The sequence below is a fragment of the Shewanella amazonensis SB2B genome (assembly GCF_000015245.1).
Lineage (GTDB): Bacteria > Pseudomonadota > Gammaproteobacteria > Enterobacterales > Shewanellaceae > Shewanella > Shewanella amazonensis.
In genome coordinates, this window is sequence record NC_008700.1 from 1,430,631 (window position 1) to 1,456,441 (window position 25,811).

17 protein-coding genes are annotated in these 25,811 nt (G+C 54.4%); 13 read left to right on the plus strand and 4 right to left on the minus strand.

Features of this window, described 5'->3' with window-relative positions:
* Positions 1-58: 58 nt before the first annotated feature.
* On the minus strand, positions 59-2,215 hold the full coding sequence (locus SAMA_RS06145; protein WP_011759288.1) for a M3 family metallopeptidase: 2,157 nt from the start codon (positions 2,213-2,215) through the stop codon (positions 59-61).
* A 153-nt stretch (positions 2,216-2,368) separates the two neighbouring features.
* Here SAMA_RS06145 and SAMA_RS06150 point away from each other — a divergent pair, with 153 nt between their 5' ends.
* On the plus strand, positions 2,369-2,947 hold the full coding sequence (locus tag SAMA_RS06150) for a thymidine kinase (protein ID WP_011759289.1): 579 nt from the start codon (positions 2,369-2,371) through the stop codon (positions 2,945-2,947).
* Between the two features lie 64 nt (positions 2,948-3,011).
* On the opposite strand, the gene SAMA_RS06155 is transcribed toward SAMA_RS06150, so the two are convergent.
* Positions 3,012-4,379 (minus strand): glutamine synthetase family protein, encoded by a 1,368-nt coding sequence (locus SAMA_RS06155; protein ID WP_011759290.1) that lies wholly within the window; start codon positions 4,377-4,379, stop codon positions 3,012-3,014.
* A 354-nt stretch (positions 4,380-4,733) separates the two neighbouring features.
* On the opposite strand from SAMA_RS06155, the gene SAMA_RS06160 reads away from it, so the two are divergent.
* The 4 genes from SAMA_RS06160 (at position 4,734) to bla (ending at position 9,629) form a co-directional block, all read left to right on the plus strand.
* Entirely contained in the window at positions 4,734-6,710 is a 1,977-nt protein-coding gene (locus tag SAMA_RS06160; RefSeq protein ID WP_011759291.1) for a BCCT family transporter, read from the plus strand.
* A gap of 69 nt (positions 6,711-6,779) precedes the next feature.
* Positions 6,780-7,136: a YajD family HNH nuclease gene (locus SAMA_RS06165; protein ID WP_011759292.1), complete on the plus strand. Its 357-nt coding sequence runs from the start codon at positions 6,780-6,782 to the stop codon at positions 7,134-7,136.
* A 163-nt stretch (positions 7,137-7,299) separates the two neighbouring features.
* Positions 7,300-8,820, plus strand: coding sequence for a peptide MFS transporter (locus SAMA_RS06170; protein ID WP_011759293.1), 1,521 nt, complete (start codon positions 7,300-7,302; stop codon positions 8,818-8,820).
* A gap of 92 nt (positions 8,821-8,912) precedes the next feature.
* Complete coding sequence (gene bla / locus SAMA_RS06175) at positions 8,913-9,629, plus strand: subclass B1 metallo-beta-lactamase (protein ID WP_011759294.1); 717 nt, start codon at positions 8,913-8,915, stop codon at positions 9,627-9,629.
* Between the two features lie 15 nt (positions 9,630-9,644).
* Here bla and SAMA_RS06180 read toward each other — a convergent pair whose 3' ends face one another.
* Positions 9,645-9,872, minus strand: a complete 228-nt coding sequence (locus tag SAMA_RS06180) for a DUF1289 domain-containing protein (protein ID WP_041410181.1) — start codon at positions 9,870-9,872, stop codon at positions 9,645-9,647.
* A gap of 294 nt (positions 9,873-10,166) precedes the next feature.
* On the opposite strand from SAMA_RS06180, the gene SAMA_RS06185 reads away from it, so the two are divergent.
* The 6 genes from SAMA_RS06185 (at position 10,167) to oleD (ending at position 19,511) form a co-directional block, all read left to right on the plus strand.
* Complete coding sequence (locus SAMA_RS06185; protein ID WP_011759296.1) at positions 10,167-12,875, plus strand: PKD domain-containing protein; 2,709 nt, start codon at positions 10,167-10,169, stop codon at positions 12,873-12,875.
* A gap of 291 nt (positions 12,876-13,166) precedes the next feature.
* Positions 13,167-14,483, plus strand: coding sequence for a methyltransferase (locus SAMA_RS06190; RefSeq protein WP_011759297.1), 1,317 nt, complete (start codon positions 13,167-13,169; stop codon positions 14,481-14,483).
* 303 nt (positions 14,484-14,786) lie between these two features.
* A complete protein-coding gene (locus SAMA_RS06195; RefSeq protein WP_011759298.1) occupies positions 14,787-15,836 on the plus strand; it encodes a 3-oxoacyl-ACP synthase III in 1,050 nt (349 codons plus the stop codon).
* A 14-nt stretch (positions 15,837-15,850) separates the two neighbouring features.
* Entirely contained in the window at positions 15,851-16,768 is a 918-nt protein-coding gene (locus SAMA_RS06200; protein ID WP_041410184.1) for an alpha/beta fold hydrolase, read from the plus strand.
* Positions 16,765-18,459, plus strand: a complete 1,695-nt coding sequence (gene oleC / locus SAMA_RS06205) for an olefin beta-lactone synthetase (protein ID WP_011759300.1) — start codon at positions 16,765-16,767, stop codon at positions 18,457-18,459. The genes SAMA_RS06200 and oleC overlap by 4 nt, the downstream gene beginning before the upstream one ends.
* Complete coding sequence (gene oleD, locus SAMA_RS06210) at positions 18,456-19,511, plus strand: 2-alkyl-3-oxoalkanoate reductase (RefSeq protein WP_011759301.1); 1,056 nt, start codon at positions 18,456-18,458, stop codon at positions 19,509-19,511. Before oleC ends, oleD begins: the two co-directional genes overlap by 4 nt.
* A 128-nt stretch (positions 19,512-19,639) precedes the next feature.
* Here the strand turns inward: oleD and SAMA_RS19125 are convergent, their stop codons facing one another.
* Positions 19,640-20,836 (minus strand): transglycosylase SLT domain-containing protein, encoded by a 1,197-nt coding sequence (locus tag SAMA_RS19125; RefSeq protein WP_011759302.1) that lies wholly within the window; start codon positions 20,834-20,836, stop codon positions 19,640-19,642.
* A 287-nt stretch (positions 20,837-21,123) separates the two neighbouring features.
* On the opposite strand from SAMA_RS19125, the gene SAMA_RS06220 reads away from it, so the two are divergent.
* Together SAMA_RS06220 and SAMA_RS06225 are read left to right on the plus strand one after the other, a co-directional pair.
* Positions 21,124-22,005 carry an ABC transporter ATP-binding protein gene (locus SAMA_RS06220; protein WP_011759303.1) on the plus strand — a complete coding sequence of 294 codons (882 nt, stop codon included), beginning with the start codon at positions 21,124-21,126 and terminating at the stop codon, positions 22,003-22,005.
* Between the two features lie 11 nt (positions 22,006-22,016).
* On the plus strand, positions 22,017-25,577 hold the full coding sequence (locus SAMA_RS06225; RefSeq protein WP_011759304.1) for an ABC transporter permease/M1 family aminopeptidase: 3,561 nt from the start codon (positions 22,017-22,019) through the stop codon (positions 25,575-25,577).
* The last annotated feature ends 234 nt before the right edge of the window (positions 25,578-25,811 follow it).

Here is a 25,811-nt window from a genome sequence, read left to right on the forward strand (position 1 = left end):
CCGCTCAATTGAGCGGCTTTTTTTGTGGTTTGTATTGCTCCGGTGCAAGTCGCGCCGATTATTTCAGGCCGCGGCGCTCCAGCAAACCGTCGGTGGTAGGCTCCTGACCACGGAAGTTAATGTAGGCTTCCATAGGCGGTACGCTGTTGCCCACTTCACGAATGGTCTTGCGGTACTTCATACCAATCTCACGGTTCAGACCGCCCTGGGTTTGCACATAGGCATAGGCGTCGGCTGCCAAAATTTCAGACCACATGTAGGCGTAGTAGCTGGCGCTGTAGCCGCCCGGGAAGGCGTGGGCGAAGTAGGTTGAGCGGTAACGTGGTGGCACGGCTCCAATGTCTACACCGTGCTTCTTGAGCGCAGCGGCTTCGAAGCTGGCAACGTCTTTGAGGCTGTCACCGGCTTTCAGTGAGTGCCATTCCAGGTCTACCAGTGCGGCTGACATGTATTCCAGGGTGTCGAAGCCCTGGTTAAAGCTGCGTGACTTGAGCAACTTGTCCAGCAATGGCTTTGGCAGCGGCTCGCCACTCTGATAGTGACGGGCGTAGTTGGCCAGCACCTTGGGGTGGGCTGCCCAGTCTTCTTCGAAGGTGGATGGGAACTCAACGAAGTCGCGGGATACCTTGGTGCCTGCCAGCGTTGGGTATTTCACCTTTGACAGCATGCCGTGGGTGCCGTGACCCATTTCGTGGAACATGGTGGTCACTTCATCGTAGCTGACAAAGGTCGGCTCGCCGTCCGGTGCCTTCTTGATGTTCATCACGTTCACAACCACTGGCTTGTTACCCAGCAGACCGGACTGGTCCACGAAGGAGCTCTTCCAGGCGCCGCCACGCTTGCCGTCGCGGGCAAAGTAGTCGGCGTAGAAGATGGCCAGGCTGGTGCCGTCTTCATCGAACATTTCATAGGCTTTTACATCGGGGTGGTATACCGGCAGATCCGGGCGCGGCTTCATGGTCAGGCCGTAGAGTTCCTTGATGGTGTAGAACACGCCATCTTCCAGCACCCGGTTGAATTCGAAGTAAGGCTTGAGGCTCTCTTCATCCAGGGCGTACTTTTCCTGACGCACTTTTTCGGCGTAGAAGGCCCAGTCCCAAGGCTTGAGCTCGAAATTGCCACCGGTTTTATCAATCATCGCCTGAATGTCGGCGGCCTCTTTGCGGGTGTTGGCCACGACTTTTGGCACCATGGTGCCAAAGAGCTCGTACACGGCTTCAGGGCTGCCAGCCATTTGTGGCGCCAGGCGATAGCTGGCCCAGTTGTCAAAGCCCAGCAGGGCAGCGCGTTCGGCGCGAAGCTGTGCCAGACGGGCAACCAGAGAGGCAGTTTCGTTTTCGCCTTCAAGGCCACGGTTGGCAGAGGCTTCGAATACCCGCTTACGCAGCTCACGGTTTTCAAGCTGTGCCAGCACTGGCTGACGGGTGGTGTTGGTGATAGACAGCAGGAACTTGCCGTCATGGCCTGCGGCCTTGGCATCGGCTGCCGCCATACGAATAGCGCTGTCAGACAGACCCGCCAGCTCGTCTTTGCTGTTTACCACCACGGCGATTTCCTTGGTCAGGCGACGCAGGCGCTGCTGGAATTCATCGGTCAGCTTGGAGTGCTCTTCGTTCAGGGCACGAATTTGGGTCTTCTGCGCTTCGGTGAGCTTGGCGCCAGCCATCACAAAGCGCTGATGGTACACCTCAATCAGGCGCACTTCTTCTTTGGTGAGCCCAAGGTCGTTGCGCTGGTTGTACAGGCTTTCGATGCGGGCAAACAGAGTCGGGTTCAGGTTGATGTCGTCAGAGTGAGCCGACATCAAAGGTGCCATCTTGGCCTGGAGTGCTTGCAGGGTAGGGTTGGAGTCGGTGCCCGCCAGGTTATAGAACACCTTGGAGGTGCGGGTCAGCAGGGCGCCGCTTTTTTCCATGGCCACCAGGGTGTTTTCAAAGGTGGCTGGCTCAGGATTGTTGGCAATGGCCAGGATCTCAGCCTTGTGCTCGGCAATGCCCTGCAACAGCGCTGGTTCAAAATGGCTGTCCTTGATGGCGGCAAAGTTGGGCGCCTGATATTGCAGTGCGCTTGGCGCGAAGAAGGGATTGTCAGCACCAATGACGGCGACAGCGGTGGCTACATCGCCATTGTTTACGCCACTTTCGGACGGGCCAAGGGCGCAGCCGCCCAACAAGAGCGCGCCGCCTACGGCAAGGGCGATAAGGCTTTTATGCATGGTTTCTTCCTGCTTGTTGTTGTGATTGTGGTTTTTTGATGACTGGCTAGGCTAACGAGGCGGTCTTAAATAAGGCTGAATTGTTGTGGGAACTGGCACTGGGGCTGGGGCTGCGCTAAGATAGCCCGGCATTTTTTTCAGGGGGTTTTCGCGTTGGCTCAGCTCTATTTTTATTACTCGGCAATGAATGCCGGCAAATCCACCTCGCTGCTACAGTCTTCCTATAACTACCGCGAACGGGGCATGAATACCCTGGTGCTGACCGCCGCCATTGACGACAGATATGGCGTGGGTAAGGTGGCTTCACGTATCGGCATTCAGGCCGACGCCACCGTGTTTGGCAGTGAAGATAACCTGATGGATTTGATTGCCACTCACCACAGTCAGCAGCAACTGCACTGCGTGTTGGTGGATGAGAGCCAGTTTTTGTCCAAAACCCAGGTGCGTCAGCTTACCGATGTGGTGGATAAGCTCGATATCCCTGTGCTTTGTTACGGCCTTCGCAGCGATTTTCGCGGCGAGCTATTTATCGGCAGCCAGTATCTGCTGGCCTGGGCCGATAAGCTGGTGGAGCTGAAAACCATTTGTTTTTGTGGCCGCAAGGCCAACATGGTGGTGCGCCGTGATGGTGCCGGGAATCCGGTGCGTGATGGTGCTCAGGTGGCCATTGGCGGCAACGAGAGCTACGAGTCCATGTGCCGCAAACACTTCAGTGAGCTGGTGTGGGACTGAGCCTTTAGCAGTGCTGAAACTAAAAAGCGCCCTCGGGCGCTTTTTGCTTTTTAGGTAGTCATTATCAGGCGTGGGTTAAGTACCAGTGCCAGTCCTGCTGGCCAACCTCGGCCATAAACTCCTGGTACTCGGCGCGCTTAATTCTGCCGTAAATACGGTGGAAATCCTCACCCAATACTGACTTCATCCACTCGGAGCGCTCGAAGTTGGTCAGTGCCGACAGCCAGTCGGTGGGCAGGGTTTGATGTTTGCCTTCGTAGCCGTTGCCGACAATCGCCTGACCGGGTGACAACTGATTGCGGATACCATGATGGCATGCCGCCAATATCGCCGCTGCCGCCAGATAAGGATTGGCGTCTGCGCCACAGATGCGATGTTCCACATGGCGACTGGGCGCCGGGCCACCGGGTACCCTGAATGAAACGGTTCGGTTGTTCACGCCCCAGGTCTTGGCGATTGGGGCGTAGCTTGCGCTTTGAAAGCGGCGGAAGGAGTTGGCATTGGGGCAAAACAGCAACTGGGCATCTTCCAGGGTCGCCATCATGCCGGCGATGGATTGGGTCAACTCTGGTGTACCTTCGGGGTTGTCACTGGCAAACCGGTTGTTGCCATCGGCGTCGGCCAGGCTGACGTGCATATGCATGCCGCTGCCTGCCAACTCACCAAAGGGTTTAGCCATGAAGCAGGCCTGCATACCATGTTTTGCGGCCACCCCCTTGACCAGTCGCTTGTAGCGAACCGCTTCATCCATGGCCTGAAGCGCGTCGAATCTGTGCTCGAGGGTGATTTCTACCTGGCCGGGCGCATACTCGGAAATGGCGGTGCGCGCAGGAATGCCCTGCACCTCACAGGCGTGGTAAAGATCGTCCAGGAAGGGCTGCAGTCGCTCCAACTCCAAAATGCCATACACCTGAGTTTGGTGGGGTCTGTGGCCATCGCTTTGCATTGCTGGCTGGGGTCTGCCATTGGCATCGAAACGCTGATCCAGCAGGAAAAACTCCAACTCTGCTGCCATTACCGGATAAAAACCATCGGCTTGCAGGGAATCTATTACTTTGGAAAGCACCAGGCGGGGATCGGCCACAGCAGCGGGCATACCCGCCTCGGGGTGCATGGTGAGATGCACCTGAGCGGTGGGCTGAGCACGCCATGGCTGCATCAGCAAACCGCCTTCGATGGGAAACGCCAGGCAGTCGGCGTCACCGACTTCCCAAACCAGACCGGTATCTTCTACATCGTCCCCCTGAACCGTCAGTCCCAAAATAGTGCTGGGCAGAGGACGGCCGTGACGATACATAGACAGCACTTCCTGACGGTGCAGGAGTTTGCCCCGGGGAATGCCATTGGGGTCGATGATGAAGACTTCGACGTGCTGAACCTGGGGATGTTTATCAAGAAAGTCTATCGCTTCCTGTGGATTGGCAAAGGGCATAGCGGCCTCGAGTTGAGCAATCGCGGCTTGGGGATACCACAGAATTCCGACAAGCTTTGACTGATATTGAACATGTTGTTTTATTTATTTGACAGTATTTCTTGCCTTACCCGGTAAAGTCAATGGGGGGCAGCAAGCGAAAATACCGCTGAAGCGCTACCTTTTTACATGGCGGGAAGAGCGTGACTCACACTCTGTATTGGCGTTAAAAGCGGATTGCGGCCGCCTTTTCAGGTGCTTTTGTGGTATCCTGCGTCGCCTCTCCAGCAATTTGTGCAGGACCAGCCCCGACATTTCAGCTGTTTATATCAGTGTCACCAGGGACGAGGTTCTGCCTTAGCCAACGGAGCTATAATGGCACTCAAATACAGTATTAATCGGCCGGTTTTTTTCGGTTCTCTTTTTCTTATCACCCTCCTGGTGGCGCTCGGTGCCATCTGGCCGCAGCAGGCTCAACAATGGTTTGGTGCAGTGCAGCATTGGCTTGAAGTCAAAGCTGGCTGGCTTTATGTGCTCGGTGTGGCCGTCTTTCTGGTTTTTATTGTCTTTGTGATGGTCAGCCGTTTCGGTGATATCAAGCTTGGTCCCGATCATGCCGAGCCCGACTACAGCTATAAGAGCTGGATAGCCATGCTGTTTTCGGCTGGCATGGGGATAGGGCTCATGTTTTTCGGGGTGGCAGAGCCTGTTATGCACCTGATAGCCCCGCCGGATGCTACGCCCGAGTCAATAGAGGCCGCCAGGCAGGCGATGAAAATTACCTTCTTTCACTGGGGCATTCATGCCTGGGCCATCTATGCTGTGGTGGCATTGAGTCTGGCTTACTTCGCCTATCGGCATAAGTTACCGCTGCTGCCAAGAAGCGCGCTTTATCCCTTGATTGGCGAGCGTATTCACGGACCGATTGGCCATGCGGTGGATGCGTTTGCCGTGCTGGGCACCATGTTTGGTGTTGCCACATCGCTGGGTTTTGGTGTGTTGCAGGTGAATGCCGGGCTTAATTTTCTTTTCGGTGACCAGTTTCCGGTCAGTACCCCCCTGCAGGTGGGGCTCATTGCGGTCATTACCCTGATTGCCACAGTGTCTGTGTTCTCCGGGCTTGATAAAGGGGTTAAGCGCCTCAGCGAGCTCAATCTGCTGTTGGCGGTGGTATTGATGCTGGTCGTGCTGCTGGTGGGGCCTACTGTGGCGCTGCTGCAGGCCATTGTACAAAACACTGGTGCTTATTTCTCTGATATTGTTGGCAAAACATTTAATCTATACGCCTATCAGCAGAAAAACGACTGGCTGGGCGGTTGGACCTTACTTTACTGGGGGTGGTGGATTTCCTGGTCGCCTTTTGTGGGCACCTTTATTGCGCGGGTCTCCCGTGGCCGCACTATTCGTGAGTTTCTGCTGGGGGTGCTCTTTGTGCCCAGTGGCTTTACCTTTTTGTGGATGACAGTATTTGGCAACTCGGCCATAGACCAGATTTTGCATCAGGGTAATACAGTGCTCGCCGATGCCGTATCCAGCGACGTGTCTGTGGCGCTGTTTGTGTTCTTCCAGCAGTTGCCGCTCACATCCTTGCTCTCGGCGGTGGCCCTGTGTCTGGTGGTCACCTTCTTTGTGACATCTTCCGATTCCGGCAGTCTGGTGATTGATAACCTCACTTCCGGTGGCGATATGTCGTCCCCTGTATGGCAGCGCGTGTTTTGGGCGCTGATGCAGGGCGTAGTGGCTTCTGTGCTCTTGCTGGCTGGCGGCTTGCAGGCACTGCAAACCGCTGCCATTGCCAGCGCCATGCCCTTTTTGTTAGTGATGTTGCTGATTTGCCTTGGGCTTTTTAAGGCACTGCAGGATGACTGGCTTAAGCTATCCAGTGTGCAGTTGCATCACACCAGTGTGCAGTATGCCAGTGCCAACGTTGAATGGCGGGAGCGTCTGAAAGTGTTGGTGAATCAACCTTCCGCCAAAGATGCCCGGGCCTTTATCCGCGGGCCTGCCCGCCAGGCGTTGAAGCAAGTGGCTTCTGCCTTCGTGAATGAAGGTATTGATGCCCGCGTGGTGCAGCAAGAGGACAGGGTCAGGCTGCTGATTGCCAGCGACAATCATCCCGACTTCGTTTATGGTCTGCGGCTGCGGCAGTATTCTAAAGTGCCGGTCCATGGTGTGGAGGAGACCGACGATGACTTTTACCGGGTGGAAGTGTTTTTGGAGCACGGTGGACAGCATTATGATGTGCTTGGCTACACAGTTGAGCAGTTGCAGGCCGATGCAGTAACTCAGTATGAAAAATATCTGCACTATCTGCATTTATCCGTGAGTGAAGCGGTTAACCCGGATAGCTGATGCGCCACGATTGCACCGGACTGATTGGCGCGTTATGCTGCGCCCAACATAGGCTGTAACCTGACTTTTATGACCCAAAGTAAACTCGATAAGGTATTGGCTGCAGAGCGCGAATACCGTGAAAAACGTGAAGGTGGCTATCGCGAAAAGGCGCTGAAGCTTTATCCCTGGGTGTGTGGCCGCTGTGCCCGTGAATTTACCCATAAAAACCTGTCGGAACTGACGGTGCACCATAGGGACCATAATCACGACAATAACCCGCCTGATGGTTCTAACTGGGAGCTGCTGTGCCTTTACTGCCACGATAATGAGCACTCCCGTTTTGAAGAGCTTATTCGCTATGGCAGTACCCAGGAGGCGAAGCAAGAGGCGGCAACGTACAATCCCTTTGCCGATCTTAAATCCCTGATGTCGAATAAGAAGTAATCACATCTTTCAATGAAAAAAGCGCCTGGTTGGCGCTTTTTTTGTCTGTGCCACTTGCCACCTTGTTTTTGCTTTACAAGTGAACAAATTCTGATTGGTTTGCCGCCATGCTCCCCCTATACTCGGGCTGGATCACAACAATAATCAAGATGGGAATTTGGCTATGACAACAGGGAATACACAGGTCTCCAAGACCCGGTCCTTTATGACGGTGTCGCTGATTGAACTGTGGGAGCGTTTTGGCTTCTACGGTATGCAGGCGCTGATTGTTTACTTTATGGTTCAGCGCCTTGGCTTTGCCGATGAGCGCGCCAATTTGGTGTGGAGCGCCTGCGCCGCACTCATTTATGTGGCGCCCGCCATCGGTGGCTGGGTCGGAGACAAGGTGCTCGGCACCAAGCGCACCATGCTGCTGGGCGCAGGGATATTGACGCTGGGTTACGCCCTCATGGCCGTGCCGACCGATAATACCTGGTTTTTGTTCTCAGCCCTCGGGGTTATCGTGGTGGGTAACGGGCTGTTCAAACCCAATGCCGGTAATCTGGTACGCAAAATTTATGATGGCGACGACTCCAAAATCGACAGTGCCTTCACCATCTATTACATGGCGGTCAACGTAGGTTCGACCTTCTCCATGTTGCTCACCCCCTGGATTAAGGACTACGTCAACGCCAACTATGGTGACGGCTTTGGTTGGCACGCCGCCTTTGCTGTGTGTTTCGTGGGCCTGATTGTCGGTATCGGCAACTACATGATGATGCGCCATACCCTGGATAATTATGGCTCTGAGCCAGACCTGCTGCCGGTGGACAAGCGCAAGCTTGCGGCTGTATTGGGGGCATCGCTGCTGGCGGTGGTGGTTTCTGCGGTCATACTCGAATTTGAAGATATCGCCCGGGTATTTGTGTACGGCGCAGGCCTGGTGGTGCTGGGGATCTTTATCCACCTTATCCGCACCAGTGAAGAGAGCGAGCGGGCAGGGCTGTTAGCCGCGCTGGTACTGACGCTGCAATCTGTGTTCTTTTTTATCTTTTACCAGCAGATGTCCACCTCGCTGGCGCTCTTTGCACTGCGAAACGTAGACTGGGACTTTGTGGTGATGGGGCAGCATTTGTGGACCTGGTCTCCAGCGCAGTTTCAGGCGCTTAATCCCATCTGGATCATGGTGTTAAGCCCAATCCTTGCCTGGGCCTATGCCTGGGGAGGCAAGCACAACAAGGATATCTCCATTGCCGCCAAGTTTGCCCTGGGGTTTGCCGTGGTGGCCGCAGGCTTCTTTATCTACAGTGTGGCCGGAGAGTTTGCCGTAAACGGCAAGACCTCAAGCTGGGTGATGATTTGGGGCTATGGCGCCTATTCGCTGGGCGAGCTCTTGGTGAGTGGACTGGGCCTTGCCATGATTGCTCGCTATGTGCCCGAGCGCATGGGCGGCTTTATGATGGGTGCCTACTTTGTGGCAACTGGTATCAGCCAGTATCTGGGCGGTGTGGTGGCCAACTTTGCCAGCGTGCCGCAAGGCATTACCAATCCGCTGGAAACCCTGACCATCTATACCAGCCTGTTTAATAAGCTGGGTTTTGCGGCCCTGGGGTGCACCCTGATTGCACTGGCGGTATTGCCGCTGATGCGCCGTTTAACCGAGACGCACCATAGCCACAACGGCAGTGACCAGGTCGGTGCCTGATAAGGCGTTTTGAGGGGATACGGCTTGTTGACCCAGAGATGTATGAATAGCGCCGCCTCGTGCGGCGCTTTTGTTCTGATAAAGGAGTGTCCATGAGGATTGCAATAAGCTGGTGTACTGCGTTGATGATAGGGACTATTGCCAATACGCAGGCACTGGAAATCACGCCCTTGTCTGATGGGCTTTTCCTGCACCAGAGCGAGAAAGAAGTCGAAGGCTTTGGCAAAGTCTCCGCCAATGGTCTGATAATCGTGGATGGCAAAGAGGCGTTTGTGGTGGATACGCCCTGGACGGATGCCGATGCAGAGGCCTTGCTCGAATGGACAAAGGCTAAAGACTTAACCGTAAAAGCCGTGCTCGCCACCCATTGGCATGAAGACAGGGCCGGCAGCTTTGGGGTATTTGAGAGAGCCGGTATCGCCACCCTAAGCTCTGAGGCGACCCAGGCCCTTTTGAGGCAACATCAAAAGACGCTGGCGACCCACACCTTCAGTGGCGACGAAATACAGTATTTTGGCAACAAGGTAGAGGTGTTTTATCCCGGTGCTGGCCATGCGATGGATAATCTGGTGGTGTACCTGCCTCACGAAAAGCTGCTCTTTGGCGGCTGCCTGGTGCGGGAGGCGTCAACCCGGTTTATGGGGTTTTATGGCGATGGCTCATTGCCTGACTGGCCTGAGTCCATGTCGCGGCTGATAGCGAAATTCCCTGAAGTCATCACAGTGGTGCCGGGCCATGGCGCGCTGGGGGATAAGCGCCTGCTTGAACACACAAGGGGGCTGGCAGAGGCCGCGCTCAAGGCACAATAAAGCGGGTTAGCCGGATTAATCGAGCCCCAAGCGGGCTTCTGATTCCAGCCACTTGGCCCTGCTCAGTGGCTGATTATTTTCACCTTCGAGGGCTTTTCTGCGGGTGGGCAGACTGGCCAGGATCTCCAGTTTGCGCTCATCACTTGCCTGAGACCAACCCACGATTTCATCGATATGTCGCAGGCAACCCATACAGTAGTCCTCATCATTGAGACCACAGCGGGCAACGCAGGGGGATTGGATCATAGGTTGGCTCCGGGCATACAACATCGGCGGGCAGAGTGTAGCATCGGCTGCTGCTTACGATAAAGATGTATTGAATATCACTCTGGCCGACTTTCAATTTTTTAGTCTTAATTCATCTCTTGTTGGCGGCTGAAATGTAATCAGACTAATTCTCGTGCGCTTTTTAAACTTTGATCTACGCTTTTTCTGATTGGTGAAAAGGCGAACTGATTCCTTGTAATTCGTCAATACCCATCGACTTTTCTATCCCATACCTCTCGTGTATACCCAATAGTTCGTTAAGGAGTGACGATGAAATTTAAAAATTTCAAAGAGTTGTCTGTCAGTTTTGTGGCCTGCGCCTTACTGGCAGCCTGCGGCTCTGATGACCCCGATGAAATGCCAACGGTAACTGTTGCGAGTTCTGTGGCGCTGAAAGAAAACCGAAGCGTCGATATTATTTCGGTCGGTAAGGACGATGGTAGCTCGCTCAGCTATCAATGGACTCAGGAATCTGGTCCCACATTAACGCTGGCCAACATCACCAGTGCCATCGTTGGTGTAACCGCGCCAAACGTTGATGCAGATGGGACTGCAGTGCTTAGGGTCACAGTGACAGACAGCGCCAATCAAACAGCCAGTGCCACCGTTTCGGTGCTGGTGGCCAACAATCAGTTGCCCACGGTTACTGCCGCCTTTGAAGGTGCAGTTGAAAAGTCGGCTGTGACCCTGACCGCCTCGGCAACAGATCCGGATGGCAGTATCAGCTCATATCTTTGGACTCAAACCTCTGGCGCCCCGGTAATCCTGACCGGTGAAACCACGGCTTCCTTGAGTTTTACGGCGCCAAGTGTTTCGGCTGATACCGATCTGGGCTTCAGTTTGATGGTTACTGACGATGATGATGAATCTGCTTCGGTAGTCGGAACTGTTACCGTGACCCCGGTCATGGTGACTTATACCGTCACAGGGAATGTCGCTGACGCAGCCTTTGCCGGCTCTGAAGTCAGCGGCACTTTGGCTGGCACCAGTTTCAGCACCACAACTGACAGCAATGGTGCTTTTACCTTGCCACTTAAAGCCGACGATGATGAAACCAATCTGTTTACCAATCTCATGGTGAAGTCGTCCGGCACTGCAGGTTTGGAGTATTACAAGTTTGTTCCCCAACTGACAGCGGATCCGGTGCAGGCTGCTGTGGCAGGCAAGGTGAGCTCCAGAACGCAGGTTTCGCCACCTGCTGCCAAGGCTGATACTCTGGCCGATGAGGGCGCTAACGCTGTGTCTATCAATGCGGTCTCAACCGCCTTGTATTCGCTGATAGTCTCAGCCAACAATGGTGAGGTTCCGGCTGATTTAGATCAATTCACCTTTGTTGAAAAATCAGTCAGTCCGGATGAGTTGATAGAGGCCGCCGCTGTGGTGAAACTGCTTACTCAAGGGGGGGCCTTTGCCTTGCCGGAGGGGGTCAGTAATGTGCTGGAGCTGCTGACCAATACGGAAGCATACAACAGCTACGTGACAGCGGCCGAAAACGCCACTCCCGGTATTATCAGTGCTACCGTGAATGACATTATTGCCGATCCTGAACTCACTCCCCCCGTTTCTGCTGATAGCCTGGCAAAAACCTACTACGAGGTGTTTCCGGCGGCTCCAGGATTCCTGTCCCGTGGTGGCGGTCGATTTGACTTTAACAGCGACGGCTCCGGGGCAGAAACCTTTAGCAGGGGGGTGCATCAATTTACCTGGACACTGACGGATGGCACTTTAACCCTGACCTACGCAGATACCATGGGCTCTTTTTATTATCCTGCTGTAGCCGTGGGGGTTGCCGGCTTAACTCAGGCGCAGGTTGACCAGCTGAATGCGGCGGGTGTGAATCAGGTTGAGGTGCAGAGCAAACCACAAAGTACAACAATGAAACGGGTCATTGAAGGTGAGAAAACCGATACTTTTCGGATTGTTACAACTGTCAAGGAAACCATGACACCGGTAGTATTGACTGGCGGCACTACAATCACAACAGATGGTAAATTGGAGCAGCAAACCAGCGACCAACTGATGCGAAATGGTGACAAGTTGGTGGATTTCAAGTTGACGGCAGACGATGTGGTAAGCGACTGGATTTTGGAACACTACTATTACTTCGGCGATCCAGATTATGGCTATTCGGACATGTTTGCCGATCTATTTGAGGTCAGTGCAGACGGTACCGGTGTCGCCCGCGTTCTGGAACAAAGTTTTACCTGGGTCATTGATGACAAGGGAACCTTTGTTGCCACATTTGAAGATGGCAGCAGTGTGCATATCACTAAGCTTGATCAGTCAGGCAGCGATATACAGGTGTTCAGTGAATCTTACGATGCCGAGGGCAACTTGCTTGCCGCCGATACCGATTATGCATTGGAGCTTGAGAATGGTGTGATTGGCACCTTTGACTTAACCAATTCAGAAGGCAAGTACTGGAATACCACCATTAATCAATGGCGTAAATCGGCCTGGGACAACGGCAATTTGTTGTGGGATGACGGTTTCGCCTATTTTGGTTGGCAGTTTAATGCCAATGGCGAAGGTTATCAGTTGGGCAGTTTCCAATCCTCACCACCTGATTTTGCCCCCCTATTTAACACCCCAATCAACTGGATGGTTGATACCGAATCGGATGATGTGGCATTCCAGTCGATTTACCGTTGGAAGTGTGGTGATGTGACCACCGAAGCATGCGCTCGCCGTGATTGGTATGTGCTTAAAGAGTTGGAGTTTGGTGTCGTGGGTCCACGTATTTATGTATTTGAATTTGAAGAGCGCAGAATTGATAGCCAGTCGCCTTGGTATGTTGCCAGAGGTTTGGGCCCCAGACTCAATATTTATGAAGAAATAGCCTTTGATTACTGGAACCAAACCGCAGTACCAGCTGCTTTCAGTCGTGGTATGCAGGCCAGCCGGCCTTACGGTGCAGGGGGCACTGGCGTTGCCCGTTTGGTGTTGGAGCCAAGTCAAACCCCTGCAGTCGGATTTTAGTTTTTTGGTGCTCGGGCAGCTCGTATAGAGTTGCCACATAGCTATTTGAGGCGTGCTCGGTTACTGAGCAGGCAAACGCCTGAAGATGAATAGTTCGCGATGTGTCGATAGAGAAGGCCAGCAATTCAGCTGGCCTTCTTTTTTGGAGCATTGCACGGAGGGTAATAATTTGGCGCTGGTCAGCCCGTTTGATGCGTGCCTTGTATCCGCCGTTTTTGCATCCGGGAAACTGCAATAAGTCTTTTTGGCTTGTTATAATACCCCTCATCATTTTTCAGACCCTCGCCAATCATGTCTGCACCTGCTTTGTCCCGTGCGCCGTTGCCGCAAAACGCCCCGTCATCGGGCGCCGAGCATGAACTTCAGCTGCCGCAAGTCATGTCGACACTTGCCGCGCTGGCTTGTGTATTGCAGCAAGGGGCAGCGCTTTGGGATTTTCGGCCTTTTGACCGCCAGGATAACCCTTGGCGGCTAAGCTTTCCCAATCTCTGGCAAGCAATTGAGACGCTTAATGATGATTGCCTTGACGCGTTGGATCTGGTGCAGGCGGAACTCTGTCATAGCCTTTGGCCAGCGCTGTGCCAAGACCTAAAGGTAAACGGACTCAAGGTGTGGGATCAGTCGCTTTTTTTATGGCAATTACCGCACCACTCGCAGGCAAGTCAAACCCTGGAGGCGCTGCCGGAACATGATCTCAGCCGTTTTTCCGCCGGGATCAAAGGCCGCAAATGGCAACAGATAAGCCGCTTTGCCAATATCGTCAGCCTGCCACCTGCCCCGTATCCCTATCTGGAGTGGTGCGCCGGTAAAGGCCATCTTGGGAGACTCGTTGGGGCGGTAAGCCACAAGCCTGTGCTGAGCCTCGAGTGGCAGCAACAGCTGTGCATTGACGGAGAAAAGGAGGCGCAAAAGCGGGGTGTCAACCAACGCTTTGTCTGTGCCGATGCCTTTTCAGACGAGGCAGAGTTACTCCAGCGTGAGCAGCATGCACTTGCGCTCCACGCCTGCGGTGAGCTGCATCTGGTGCTGCTAAGGCGCGCCGCCGCAGCCCAAACCCGCGCCATCAGCCTGTCGCCCTGTTGTTACCACCTTATTCAAGGGGAGCAATACGTGGGGCTCAGCGCCAGCGCCAGAGCCACAGGACTGGTGCTCGATAAGCATGGCCTGCAGCTCCCCCTCAATCACTCGGTCGTTGCCAGTGCAAAAGAAAAGCAGGACCGCCTGAAGGAAGTTCAGTGGCGCCTGGGGTTCGACTGCCTGCAGCGCCATTTGCGCCGGGATGACAGCTACTTACCCTTACCCTCGGTGCGCCAAAGCCAGCTCTCCGGCAGTTTTGATGCCTTTTGCCGCTGGGCCTGTGAGCTTAAAGGCCTGGTGTTGCCCGCGGATTTTTATGCTGATGAATGGTTGGCCAAAGGATGCCAGCGCCAGCGACTAACCCGGCGATTGGATCTGGTGGCGCACCTCTTCAGGCCTGTGATTGAACAGTATCTGCTACTGGACAGGGCCGCATTTTTGTTGGAATCGGGCTACCGTGTGAGCCTCAGTGCGTTCTGTCCCCCTGGGATGACGCCCCGTAACGCCCTGATTGACGCCCGTCGTGATTGAAATAGCGTCACGAAACCGCTTTTATTGGCATTCACCTCTTTCGTTTGCCGTGCCCTTTATCCCCGATTGAAAAGGGACGAAAAGCCACGGCGTTCTCAGGCTGGTTTCAGTCAGGGCTGTTTGAATAGGGGCTTTATTAAGACTCAAACCCCTGGTCAAGGGGTCGGATGAGCCGGCTTCGAGGGGCTAAACTTGAGTATTTTGGTTGGCGACAGCGGCATTTCTCTGGATAATGGCCCTCTAATATCGGGCCTTAACGGCATTCGGCCGGGCGTGCTTTGCATCCTAGATAACAAGAACTGAATGAAATATTCCCGCGTTTTTATCAACAGCATGGCCTATGAGTTGGCCCCTGTTGTGGTATCAAGCTCAGAGCTTGAACAACGTCTTGCTCCCCTGTATCAGAAGTTTCGTATACCCATGGGACAATTGGCTGCTCTTACGGGGATCCGTGAGCGCCGTTGGTGGCCTCTGGGGCATCAGCTGTCCGATGGCGCCATTGCTGCTGCCAAGAAGGCACTGAATGAAACAGGCCTGAAGGCGACCGATTTGGGCGCCGTGGTGTATACCGGGGTGTGCCGTGACCAGCATGAACCTGCCACGGCGTGCCGCATCGCAGCATCGCTGGGTGTGGGCCGTGACAGTGCTATCTACGACATTTCCAATGCCTGCCTGGGTGTACTCTCGGGCATTCTGGACATAGCCAATCGCATTGAGCTTGGCCAAATTCGAGCCGGACTCGTTGTGTCCTGTGAATCGGCCCGCGACATTGTGGATGCCACCATTGAGCGGATGCTCGAAGAACCCACTATGCAGAATTTTGCCCAGTCGCTGGCGACCCTGACCGGTGGCTCCGGTGCGGTTGCCGTATTGCTGACAGACGGCAGCTTCAACCTTGCTACCGAGCGAAACCATCAATTGCTGGGTGCCAGTCAATTGGCCGCCCCTGAGCACTATCAGCTGTGCCAGTGGGGCCTGCAGGAAGCCGGACATCGCCTGTACCGTGAATTTATGCGTACAGACGCTGTGGCACTGCTCAAAGAAGGGGTAGAGCTTGCCAAACAAACCTGGCAACACTTCCTTGGACAGCGTGAATGGCTGGCAAGTCAGGTGGACAAGGTGATTTGTCATCAGGTGGGCGCAGCCAATCGAAAACAAGTGCTCTCGGCACTGCAAATTCCTGAAGAAAAAGAATTTCCCACTTTTGCCGAGCTTGGCAATATGGGCACAGTGTCTTTGCCGGTATCGGCGGCCATTGCCCACGACCAGGGTTTTTTACGTCCGGGGGATCAGGTCAGCTTCCTCGGCATAGGTTCGGGGCTGAACTGCATGATGTTGGGGCTTCGCTGGTAATGGATAATCATAAAATGCTGGATAGCCTGCTGCCTTTCAAACGCCGTTTTTTCAATCACGGCGGCCATAATATTCACTTTATCGATGAGGGACCAGAGGGCGACGTGGCACCGAAAGGCACTGTTGTTATGGTGCACGGTAACCCGAGCTGGACCCTGTATTACCGTAATCTGATTCGCGCCCTGAAAGGCGAGTATCGCTGCATTGCCATGGATAACGTAGGTTGCGGTTTGTCGGATAAACCCGATGACAGCCGTTACCATTACACCCTGACAAGCCGGATAGGCGATCTCGAAGCCTTGCTCGCTTCGCTCAATGTGACAGAAAAAGTCACCCTGGTGGTACACGACTGGGGTGGCATGATTGGCATGGGCTGGGCGACCAAATATCCAGATGCCATTGAAAGACTGGTCATTTTGAACACAGCGGCATTCCACTTGCCTGCCACTAAACCCTTGCCATTGCGGCTTAAAATCTGCCGTGACACCTGGCTCGGTACCTTGCTGGTGCGTGGCTTTAATGCCTTTGCCGGTCTTGCCTCTGTGATTGGCTGCAAGCGCAATCCTATGAATGCAGAGATGCGACGTGCCTACGTTGCCCCCTTTAACAGCTGGGCCAATCGTATTTCTACCCTGCGTTTTGTGCAGGATATCCCCTTGAAGCCCGGCGATACCGCCTGGGATGAAGTGAGCCGGATTGAGCAGAGTCTGGCGCAATTTACCCGTGTGCCCACTCTCATCTGCTGGGGACTCAAAGACTTTGTGTTTGACCGGCATTTCCTCACCGTATGGCAAGAAAAGTTGCCCCAGGCCGAGGTGCACGCCTTCGAAGACTGTGGTCACTACATCCTTGAGGATGCCAGCGACGAAGTGATAGCCCACATTGAGCGTTTTGTGGCGGCCTCTGCGCCTGCCGAGGCCCTTGCGTCATGAATGCCAACCTGTGCCGTCATTTGGTTTCGGCCGCACAGGCTCAGCCCCAGGGCTTGGCGGTGGCGGTACAAAGGCACAGATTCGGCAAGCCGCCGCGGGGAATTGGTGAGCTTTGCTATGATGAGCTGACCCTGAGTGAGCTGAATCGTCGCAGTGATGCCATTGCCCATGGCCTCAATGCCATAGGTCTCAATGCCGGTGACAAAGCCGTGCTTATGGTGACACCCGGGCTGGATTTTTTTGCTCTGACATTTGCGCTTTTTAAAGCCGGGATCATTCCCGTGATGGTCGACCCCGGCATGGGCATCAAAAACCTTGGCCAGTGTTTCGATGAAGCAGCGCCCGATGCCTTTATCGGTATTCCCAAAGCCCATGTGGCGAGGATGCTGTTTTCCTGGGGTAAAAAAACCGTCACTCAGTTGGTGACGGTTGGTCGGGGGCTCAAACTCTGGGGTGGCAATACTCTGGTGCAGATTGAAAAGCACGGTCAGGATATGGGGCCCTATCCCATGACCTTGCTCGATGAGCAGGCCCTTTGCGCCATCCTTTTCACCAGTGGCAGCACAGGCGTACCCAAGGGAGTTGAATACAGCCATCAGATGTTTGAGGCGCAAATTCAGGCGCTCAAACAGGATTATGGCATCCGCCACGGTGAGCGGGACTTATCGACTTTTCCGCTGTTTGCCCTCTTTGGTCCGGCATTGGGAATGGCCTCCATCGTGCCCTGTATGGATGCCAGTCGCCCCATCAAGGCCAAACCCGAATACCTGTTCAAGGCCATTGCCGACTACCAGTGCACCAACCTGTTTTTGAATCCGGCACTGCTGGATAAGCTTGGCCGATACGGCGAGGCGAATGCACTGACACTGAATGGCGTCAGGCGGGTTATCTCTGCCGGGGCTCCGGCATCCATTGACGCTATCAACCGCTTCCGGCAGATACTGCCGCCGGATGCGCCTGTGCTGAATTCTTACGGCGCCACTGAAGGCCTGCCCCTGTGTTTTGTTGGCAGTGATGAGCTGCTCGCGAGCGGTGAGGTGACAGCCAAAGGCGGTGGCATTCTGGTGGGTAAACCGGTGCAGGGCGTTGCGCTTGAAATCATCGCCATCGACGAGGCGCCAATTGCCGAGTGGCAGGACGAGCTTAAACTTCAACCCTATGAAATCGGTGAAATAGTGGTAAAAGGCCCCATGGTAAGCCGCGCTTACTATCACAGAGATGAAGCCACCAGTATCGCCAAAATTGCCGATGACGGAGAGTTCTGGCATCGCATGGGTGATCTTGGGTATCTCGATGAGCTGGGCCGCCTGTGGATGTGTGGCCGTAAGGCCCATCGGGTGGATGCCACCGAAGGCGGCGCCTTCAGTAAACGCTATTTTTCCATTCCCTGTGAGCGAATTTTCAATACTCATCCGCTGGTTGCCCGCTCGGCACTGGTTGGGGTGCATCGTCATGGGGATAAGATCCCCTTGGTATGCCTTGAGCTCGAACGTTCTCAGGCCTGCAACAATGCCAGCAGCCTGTACCGAGAGCTGCGTGAAATGGCCGAGGCCCACGAAATCACTCAGGGGATAGATTTCTTCCTTATCCATGAGTCCTTCCCCATGGATGTTCGCCACAACGCCAAGATTTTCAGGGAAAAACTCGCGCTTTGGGCCGAAAAACAACTCTCTGGTGGTCTGAATAAATGACGCAGGCGTATCCTTTGCATCCGGCGCAGCTGGAGGCCGCCAAACGCCTTAAGACCCACGTCAGCCGCGTACTGGTGACAGGCGCAGGGGGCTTTTTGGGGCAGGCGCTGTGTCGGCAATTGCTCAGTGCCGGCATTGAGGTTGTCGGCATTGCCCGCTCTGCCTATCCAGCCCTCGCAGCCATGGGGGTGGAGATGCACCGTGGCGACATTATGGACCTTAAGGCTTTGTCTGCTGCGATGAACGGCTGCGAGCTGGTGTTTCATGTGGCGTCCAAGGCCGGGGTTTGGGGCAGCCGTGAAAGCTACTATGGCCCCAATGTAACCGGGGCGGCCAATGTGCTGCAGGCAAGCCAGGATCTGGGTATCAAAGCCATTGTGTACACCAGTACTCCCAGTGTGACCTTTGATGGCAAAGATGAATCGGGTATCGATGAGTCTGCCCCTTATGCGGCGCATTTTTTGAATCATTATGGTGCATCCAAAGCGGAGGCGGAGGCCATGATGCTGCGGGCGAGCTCGCCGTCTCTGGTCATCACGGCGCTGCGGCCCCATCTTATTTGGGGACCAAAGGATCCGCATCTGGTGCCCAGAGTGCTGGAGCGTGGCCGCGCCGGTCGTCTTCGCCTCCTGGGTGCCGAAGACAAGCTGGTGGATACCATTTACGTGGACAACGCCGCCCATGCCCATGTACTGGCGGCGATTGCTTTGCTCGAAAAGCCCGGCGAGTGTGGCGGCAGGGCATTTTTCCTCAGCAACGGCGAGCCGGTCACCATGGCGTCCATGCTGTCGAAAATTCTCGCCTGCGCAGAGCTGCCGGGCGTGACCCGTCGGGTACCTGTGTGGCTTGCTTACGGTATGGGCGCGGTTTTGGAAGGAATGTATACGCTTCTTGGCAAACAGGACGAACCCCTGATGACCCGCTTTGTGGCCAGGCAGCTCTCTTGCAGCCACTACTACGATATCAGTGCCGCGCGGGAGATTTTAGACTACGAGCCGCTGATTTCTCTGGATGAGGGGATGGCGCGGCTCAAGGCGTCACTTCAGCCGTAACACCATTAATAAGCCCCCCAAATTAGCCCCAGGACGATTTGTCTCGGGGCTGACACAGTTGCTCAAACTGACTTCAAATGTATTTTAAGCCCGGTAAGGCGCAAATCCGGCTTATGCCAGCCCCATCTTTACTCCAGCCGCAACTGTTGCCCGGGTTTGATAATGCTCTTCATATTGAGTCCATTCAGAGACAACAGCTTGTCCAGACGCATTCCATGGCGCTTGGCGATGCCACTCAGGGTATCCCCTGATTTCACCTGATAACTGCCGCCCTTGCCAGGGGTAGACGGCCTTAAGTTCACCAGTGCTGCGTTAAGGGCGGGCAGCCGGGATTCTGGCAGGTTGATTTGATATTTGCCGCTGAAAGGCACAATGCCGTCCCTGAAGGCTGGATTCAGTCTGGACAGTTCCTTGGCTGACATACCCATGGCCTGGGCAATATTGGACAGGGCCACGCCGTTGGGCACCGCTTCCCTTGCCAAGACAGGCGCGTTGGCAATGGGCGGGAAACTGGCTGATTGAGTTTGTGGGTCCCGTAAAACCGCCAGCGCCGCCAACCATTTGTACAGGGTGGGCGCCTGATTGCGGCTCAAGCCCAGCGCCAGAAAGTCCTCCGCCTTGCCCTTGCGGCGATTGCGCTCGATGGCCGTTTTCAGTTTACCTTCACCCATGTTGTAGGCGGCAACCGCTGAGAGCCAGTCGTTATTGAACATCTCATACAGGTAAAGAAGATAATCCAGCGCTGCACGGGTAGCCGGAATGGGGTCCAGCCTGCCATCGAAGCTTTGGTTAACCCTGAGGTGATGATTGCGGCCTGTTTGGGCGGAAAGTTGCCACAGCCCTGCGCCCCCCAGTCCCTTGACGCCCGGATGATAGCCGCTTTCAATCAATGGCAGCAGCGCGAGCTCAAGGGGCATGTCCCTTGCTTCCAATTCACTGATGATGTCGTACAGCCAGGGCTCGGCAGCAGCGGGGGCATTAATGGGGAAGAGGCCATTATTGCGGTTAAGCCCAAGAAAATAGGTGACTTCGCTGTGGGAAGGCACAGCTATCGTCTGTGCATCGGCAATTTTTTGCCATAAATTCTGGTAGGCTTTGGCTTCAGCTTCAGGCAGAGCGGGCTCGGAAGGGGCTGTGGCTTCTTTGACGACAAGGGGGACCTGCTCGGGCTGAGGTTGGGCGTCCGTCTCCCAGGGCTCCCCGGATGTGTCTGTATTAACCTGACAACCGGCAAGGATGGTCAGCGTCAGCAGCAACACGAACCAGCCTTTGCTGAGTGCAGGACGCCTCCCGGGCAGAGTATCTAAAATGACTGTATTTCCCATGATAATTCCACTCCCTGTCTGCCCTGTGGCGCGAAAAGCGCTAAATCATACGCCTGTTATTTCCCCTTGGCATCGGGGGAATGAATAAATATTTTCGCCGGGAGCCCTTACCCATTAAAAAGCGCCTTCAGCCGTCAGTATGGCCTTAATTAATCAGTGATGTTGCAAATTTGTAGAATGTCATGCTGTAAATTATTGAAAAATTATTACAATTATTAGGGTGACGTTAAGGTGCATTCTGGTATGTTCGGGTCCGATTAGCGAACTCGAATAAGCGGAAAGGACCCATGCTAAGCATTAAAAACCTCACCAAGACCTACGATAACGGGGTGAAAGCCCTGAACCATGTCAATCTGGAAATCCCCAAGGGTATGTTTGGCCTGCTGGGGCCCAACGGGGCCGGAAAATCCAGCCTGATGCGTACCATTGCAACCCTGCAATCGGCCGACAGTGGCAGCATTCATTTTGATGGCATAGATGTGATGGCCGATCCCATGAAACTGCGCACCATGCTGGGTTATTTACCTCAGGATTTTAACGTGTACCCCCGCGTAACGGCGTTGGATTTACTGGACCATCTGGCGGTGCTTAAAGGCATTGGTAACGCCAAAGAGCGCAAGGAAATCGTTGAAGGTCTGCTGGCTCACACCAACCTTTATCAACACAGATTCAAATCGGTCAGCGGTTACTCTGGTGGCATGCGCCAGCGTTTTGGCATTGCCCAAGCGCTGCTTGGCGATCCCAAGCTGCTGATTGTGGACGAGCCCACGGCAGGTCTTGACCCCGAAGAGCGCAACCGTTTCCACAACTTGCTGGTTAGCCTTGGCGAGGAGCGGGTAGTTATTCTCTCAACCCACATTGTGGAAGACGTAGCCGAATTGTGCCCACAAATGGCTGTTCTGGCATCGGGCAGCATATTGCTCGAAGGTAACCCACAACAGCTGGTGGATTCCCTGAATGGCAGGATCTGGCGCCGTACCGTGTCACAGCAGGAAGCCGCAGAACTCGAAGCGCGTCTGCCGGTGATTTCCAAGCGTCTGTTTGCCGGTCGCACTGTGCTGAATGTGATGTCGGATGCCTGTCCTGAAGGGTTTGAAGGCACGGATGCCGGGCTTGAGGACTTGTATTTCTCGACCCTGCACAGCCACAGAAGCCATCAGGCCGCATAAGAGAGGGCTGCATGTTTTTACACACACTTTCCTTCGAATGGCGCTACTATTTGCGTCAGCCGTCCTATTATGTGGTTGGCATGTTGTTGTTTCTGGTGTGCTTTTTTGCTACAGCAACCGATAACGTCCAAATCGGCAGTGGCGGTGAAGTCCTCAAAAACAGCCCATTCGCCATCGGCCAGACCCTGCTCATCACCGGGGTGATCGCCATGTTTGCCGTGGTGAATTTCGTTGGCAGCACAGCGGTACGTAACCAGCAATGCCTGATGGAAGAGCTGCTTTATGTGAAGCCGCTGTCGCCAATAGGCTATCAGCTCGGCCGCTTTGCGGGCAGTGCGTTGGTCGTCATGACCCTGTTCACCCTTGCGCCCCTTGGACACCTGCTGGGGTCTTTGATGCCCTGGGTGGATTCCAGTCGCTTTGGGGAAATCTCCCTGTGGTTTTACCTTAAGCCCATGTTGCTGCTGGTGATGCCAAGTCTGCTGTTTTTGTCGGCGCTCTTCTATGCCATGGCACAGAAGTTCCGCTCCATGATGGCTCTGTATCTGACTGCGGTGGCGGTGTTTATTCTCTACGGATTGGCAGGGCAACTGGCAAGCCAGCCACAGTACCGTGAGATTGCGGCCCTACTCGATCCTTTCGCGCTTCGCACCTACAGCCAGGTGGCGCGCTACTGGACCATTGCCGAGAAAAACACCATCAGCATGGGGCTTGAGGGCCTGATGCTGCAAAACCGGGTTATCTGGCTCAGCATTACCGCTTTTATTCTGGCTATCAGTGGTTTGCATCGTCAACCATCTTTAACCCGTCGCACAGAAGGGAAAAAGCAGCGTGCCTACAAGGTACCAGTCATGCCGCCATTGTCGGCGCTGGTGCGCACACCCAATATCAGTGGCCGTGCCCAGTTCTGGACCCGGGTGCGCTTTGAGGTGAAGCAGGTGCTGTTTACTGCGCCTTTCTACATTCTCGGCGCCCTGAGTATCTTTAACCTGCTGGGGCCCATGATTGCCGGGGACCTGAACTGGTATGGCACCAGCAATTGGCCGCTGACCCAGGATATGGTTGACCTGATTGTGGGTTCCACCGGCCTTTTGATGGTCATCATCCTGGTGTTTTACTGCGGTGAAATCGTCTGGCGTGAGCGCAGCACAGGTATGGGTGACATCATCGACAGCCTGCCGGTATCCAATCGTGTGTTCCTGAGCTCCAAGTTTGTGGCTCTGTCGCTGGTGATGGTGATTCTGTATCTGATTGCCATGCTGACCACTATTTGCTTTCAGCTCATCAAGGGGCAGATGAACCTCGAGCTGTCGCAATACGCCATCCGTTTGGGCTTTATGATTTTGCTGCCCTTGATGATGTCGGCGGTTCTGGCATTTTTCTTCCAGGTGTTGGCCCCCAATAAGTATGCCGGTATGGGTCTGTACGTGGGCTATTACGTCCTGAGCCTTATTCTGGCCAGTTGGGGTTTTGGCCACAGCCTGAATAACTTTGCCAGCTCACCGACCTTGCCATACTCCGACATGAACGGTTACGGCTGGTCGTTGCAAAGCCATGCCCTGTATATGCTGTACTGGGGCGCTTTCTCTGTGCTGCTGTTCCTGCTCGCGTTCGGCTTATATCGCCGTGGCCCTGAAGTGGGGCTAAAACACCGTATTGGTCTGCTGAAATATCAGCTTGGCAGTGGCGGTCGCGTGCTGGCCTTCGCCTCGGTGGCGGTATTTGCGGGGATGGGCGCTTATCTCTTTTACCAAACCACTGTGGTCAATGACTATCGTATTCCCGATGAGATGACCGACAGTCAGGCCGATTACGAAAAGCGCTATCGCCAGTATGCCGATGCGCCTGTGTTGTCACCTGTGAGCGTAAAAGGGCACTTCGATATCTACCCCGGCGAGCGCCGTCTGAAGGCCCGTGTCGAGATGCGTTGGCAAAACCGCAGCGGCGAGCCTATCAGCCGCATGTTGGTGAGCCTGCCAGAGCATACCGACAGAGCATCATTGAAGTTTGATATTCCCGGTGCCCGTTTGGCCGATGAGGACGATTCGCTGCCGGTAGCCTGGTTGGTATTTGATACGCCCATAGCCGTTGGCGCCGAGATAGCGGGTGAGATAAGCCTGGTGCGGGAAAACACGGGGATTGCCGAAAACAATTTTGATCTCACGCTGGTAGAAAACGGCACCTTTATCAATAACTTTGAATTGTTGCCTGTCTTTGGCTACCAGAGCGATGCCGAGCTGCTCGACAGACACGAGCGCGAAAAGCGAGGTCTGCCACCCAAGGACAGAGCCAATAAACTCGAAGATAAACGTTTCCATCAGGTCAACTTCTTCGGTCCCCAGGGCAGCTTTGTCGACTTTGAAGCCACAGTGTCTACCGCGGGCGATCAAACGGCGTTGGTACCGGGATACCTGACCAAAGCCTGGCAGGAAAATGGCCGTAACTTTTTCCATTACAAAATGGACAGCCCCATGGTGAACTTCTTCGCCATCGTATCTGGCCGTTTTGAGGTGAAAAAGGAGCAGTACAAGGGGATTAATATCGAGGTGTATTATCACCCCGACCATCCCTGGAACGTGGAGCGCATGGTGGAGTCGGTGCGTGATTCCATCGACTATTTCACTCAGGCCTTTGGTCCCTATCAGCATCGTCAGCTGCGGATTATGGAGTTCCCGGGATACCGCTCATTTGCCCAGAGTTTTGCCAACACTGTGCCTTACTCTGAGCGGATAGGCTTTATTACCGATTTAAGAGATCCCGACAAGATTGACCCCGTGTACTACGTGACCGCCCACGAGGTCGCCCACCAGTGGTGGGGCCATCAGGTCGGTGCCGCCGATGTGCAGGGCAGTGCGGTAATTTCTGAGAGCCTGTCGCAGTATGCCGCTCTGATGGTGATGGAAAAAAAATACGGCGCCCATATGCTCAGGAAATTCCTGCGTTATGAGCTTGACCGTTATTTGCGTGGCCGTGGTGGTGAGCGTATTGGTGAAATGCCGCTGCTGCGCAGTGAAAATCAGCAGTACATCCATTACCAGAAAGGATCTGTAGTGATGATGGCCATTAAGGACATGGTGGGTGAAGAGAAGCTCAATGCCAATCTTGCCGCCTTCCTTGAGCGTTATCGTTATCGGACCGATCCCTTCCCAACCACCCTGGATTTGCTCGATTACCTTAAACAAGGGCTTGATGATGAAGAGCTGGCCTTTGTGGACAGTGCCTTCAGAGACATCAAGCTCTATGATTTGCGCCTGACCAATGCCAAGGTTACCGAGCTTGAAAACGGTAAGGTGCGGGTGGATTTGGATATCCACGCCGGGCTGCTCAAGGCTGATAATGAAGGCAAGGAGCAGGAAGAGATCTTCAATGAGCGGGTGGATATAGGGCTATTTGCTGCTGACCCCGACAGTATAGATTCTGAAGAGCAAGTGCTTTTACTGGAGAAACATCCTCTTAAATCCGGCGACAATCAGTTGTCCTTTGAGTTGGATAAAGCCCCAAGCTTTGTCGGCGTTGACCCCTTCGTGAAGCTGGTTGACAGAGACAGTAAAGACAACATCTTTAAGCTCTAAAGGCTTGATCTTAAAAACGCGGTCTCCCGGTGAGGCCGCGTTTTTTTATGTCTGGCATAGCAGTACAAAATGCAAATTTGCTTGAGTGCGTATGGCCGAGTGCCTATTGTGTTTTTAACAGGAAGCGCCCAAAGCCGCACTTTTGGCCCAGCCAGATTGCAGTTTTCAACCCATCATAGGTGCTGTATTTGGACGTTTGGAATAGATGAAGGTCACTGCAGGGTTACGAGGTGG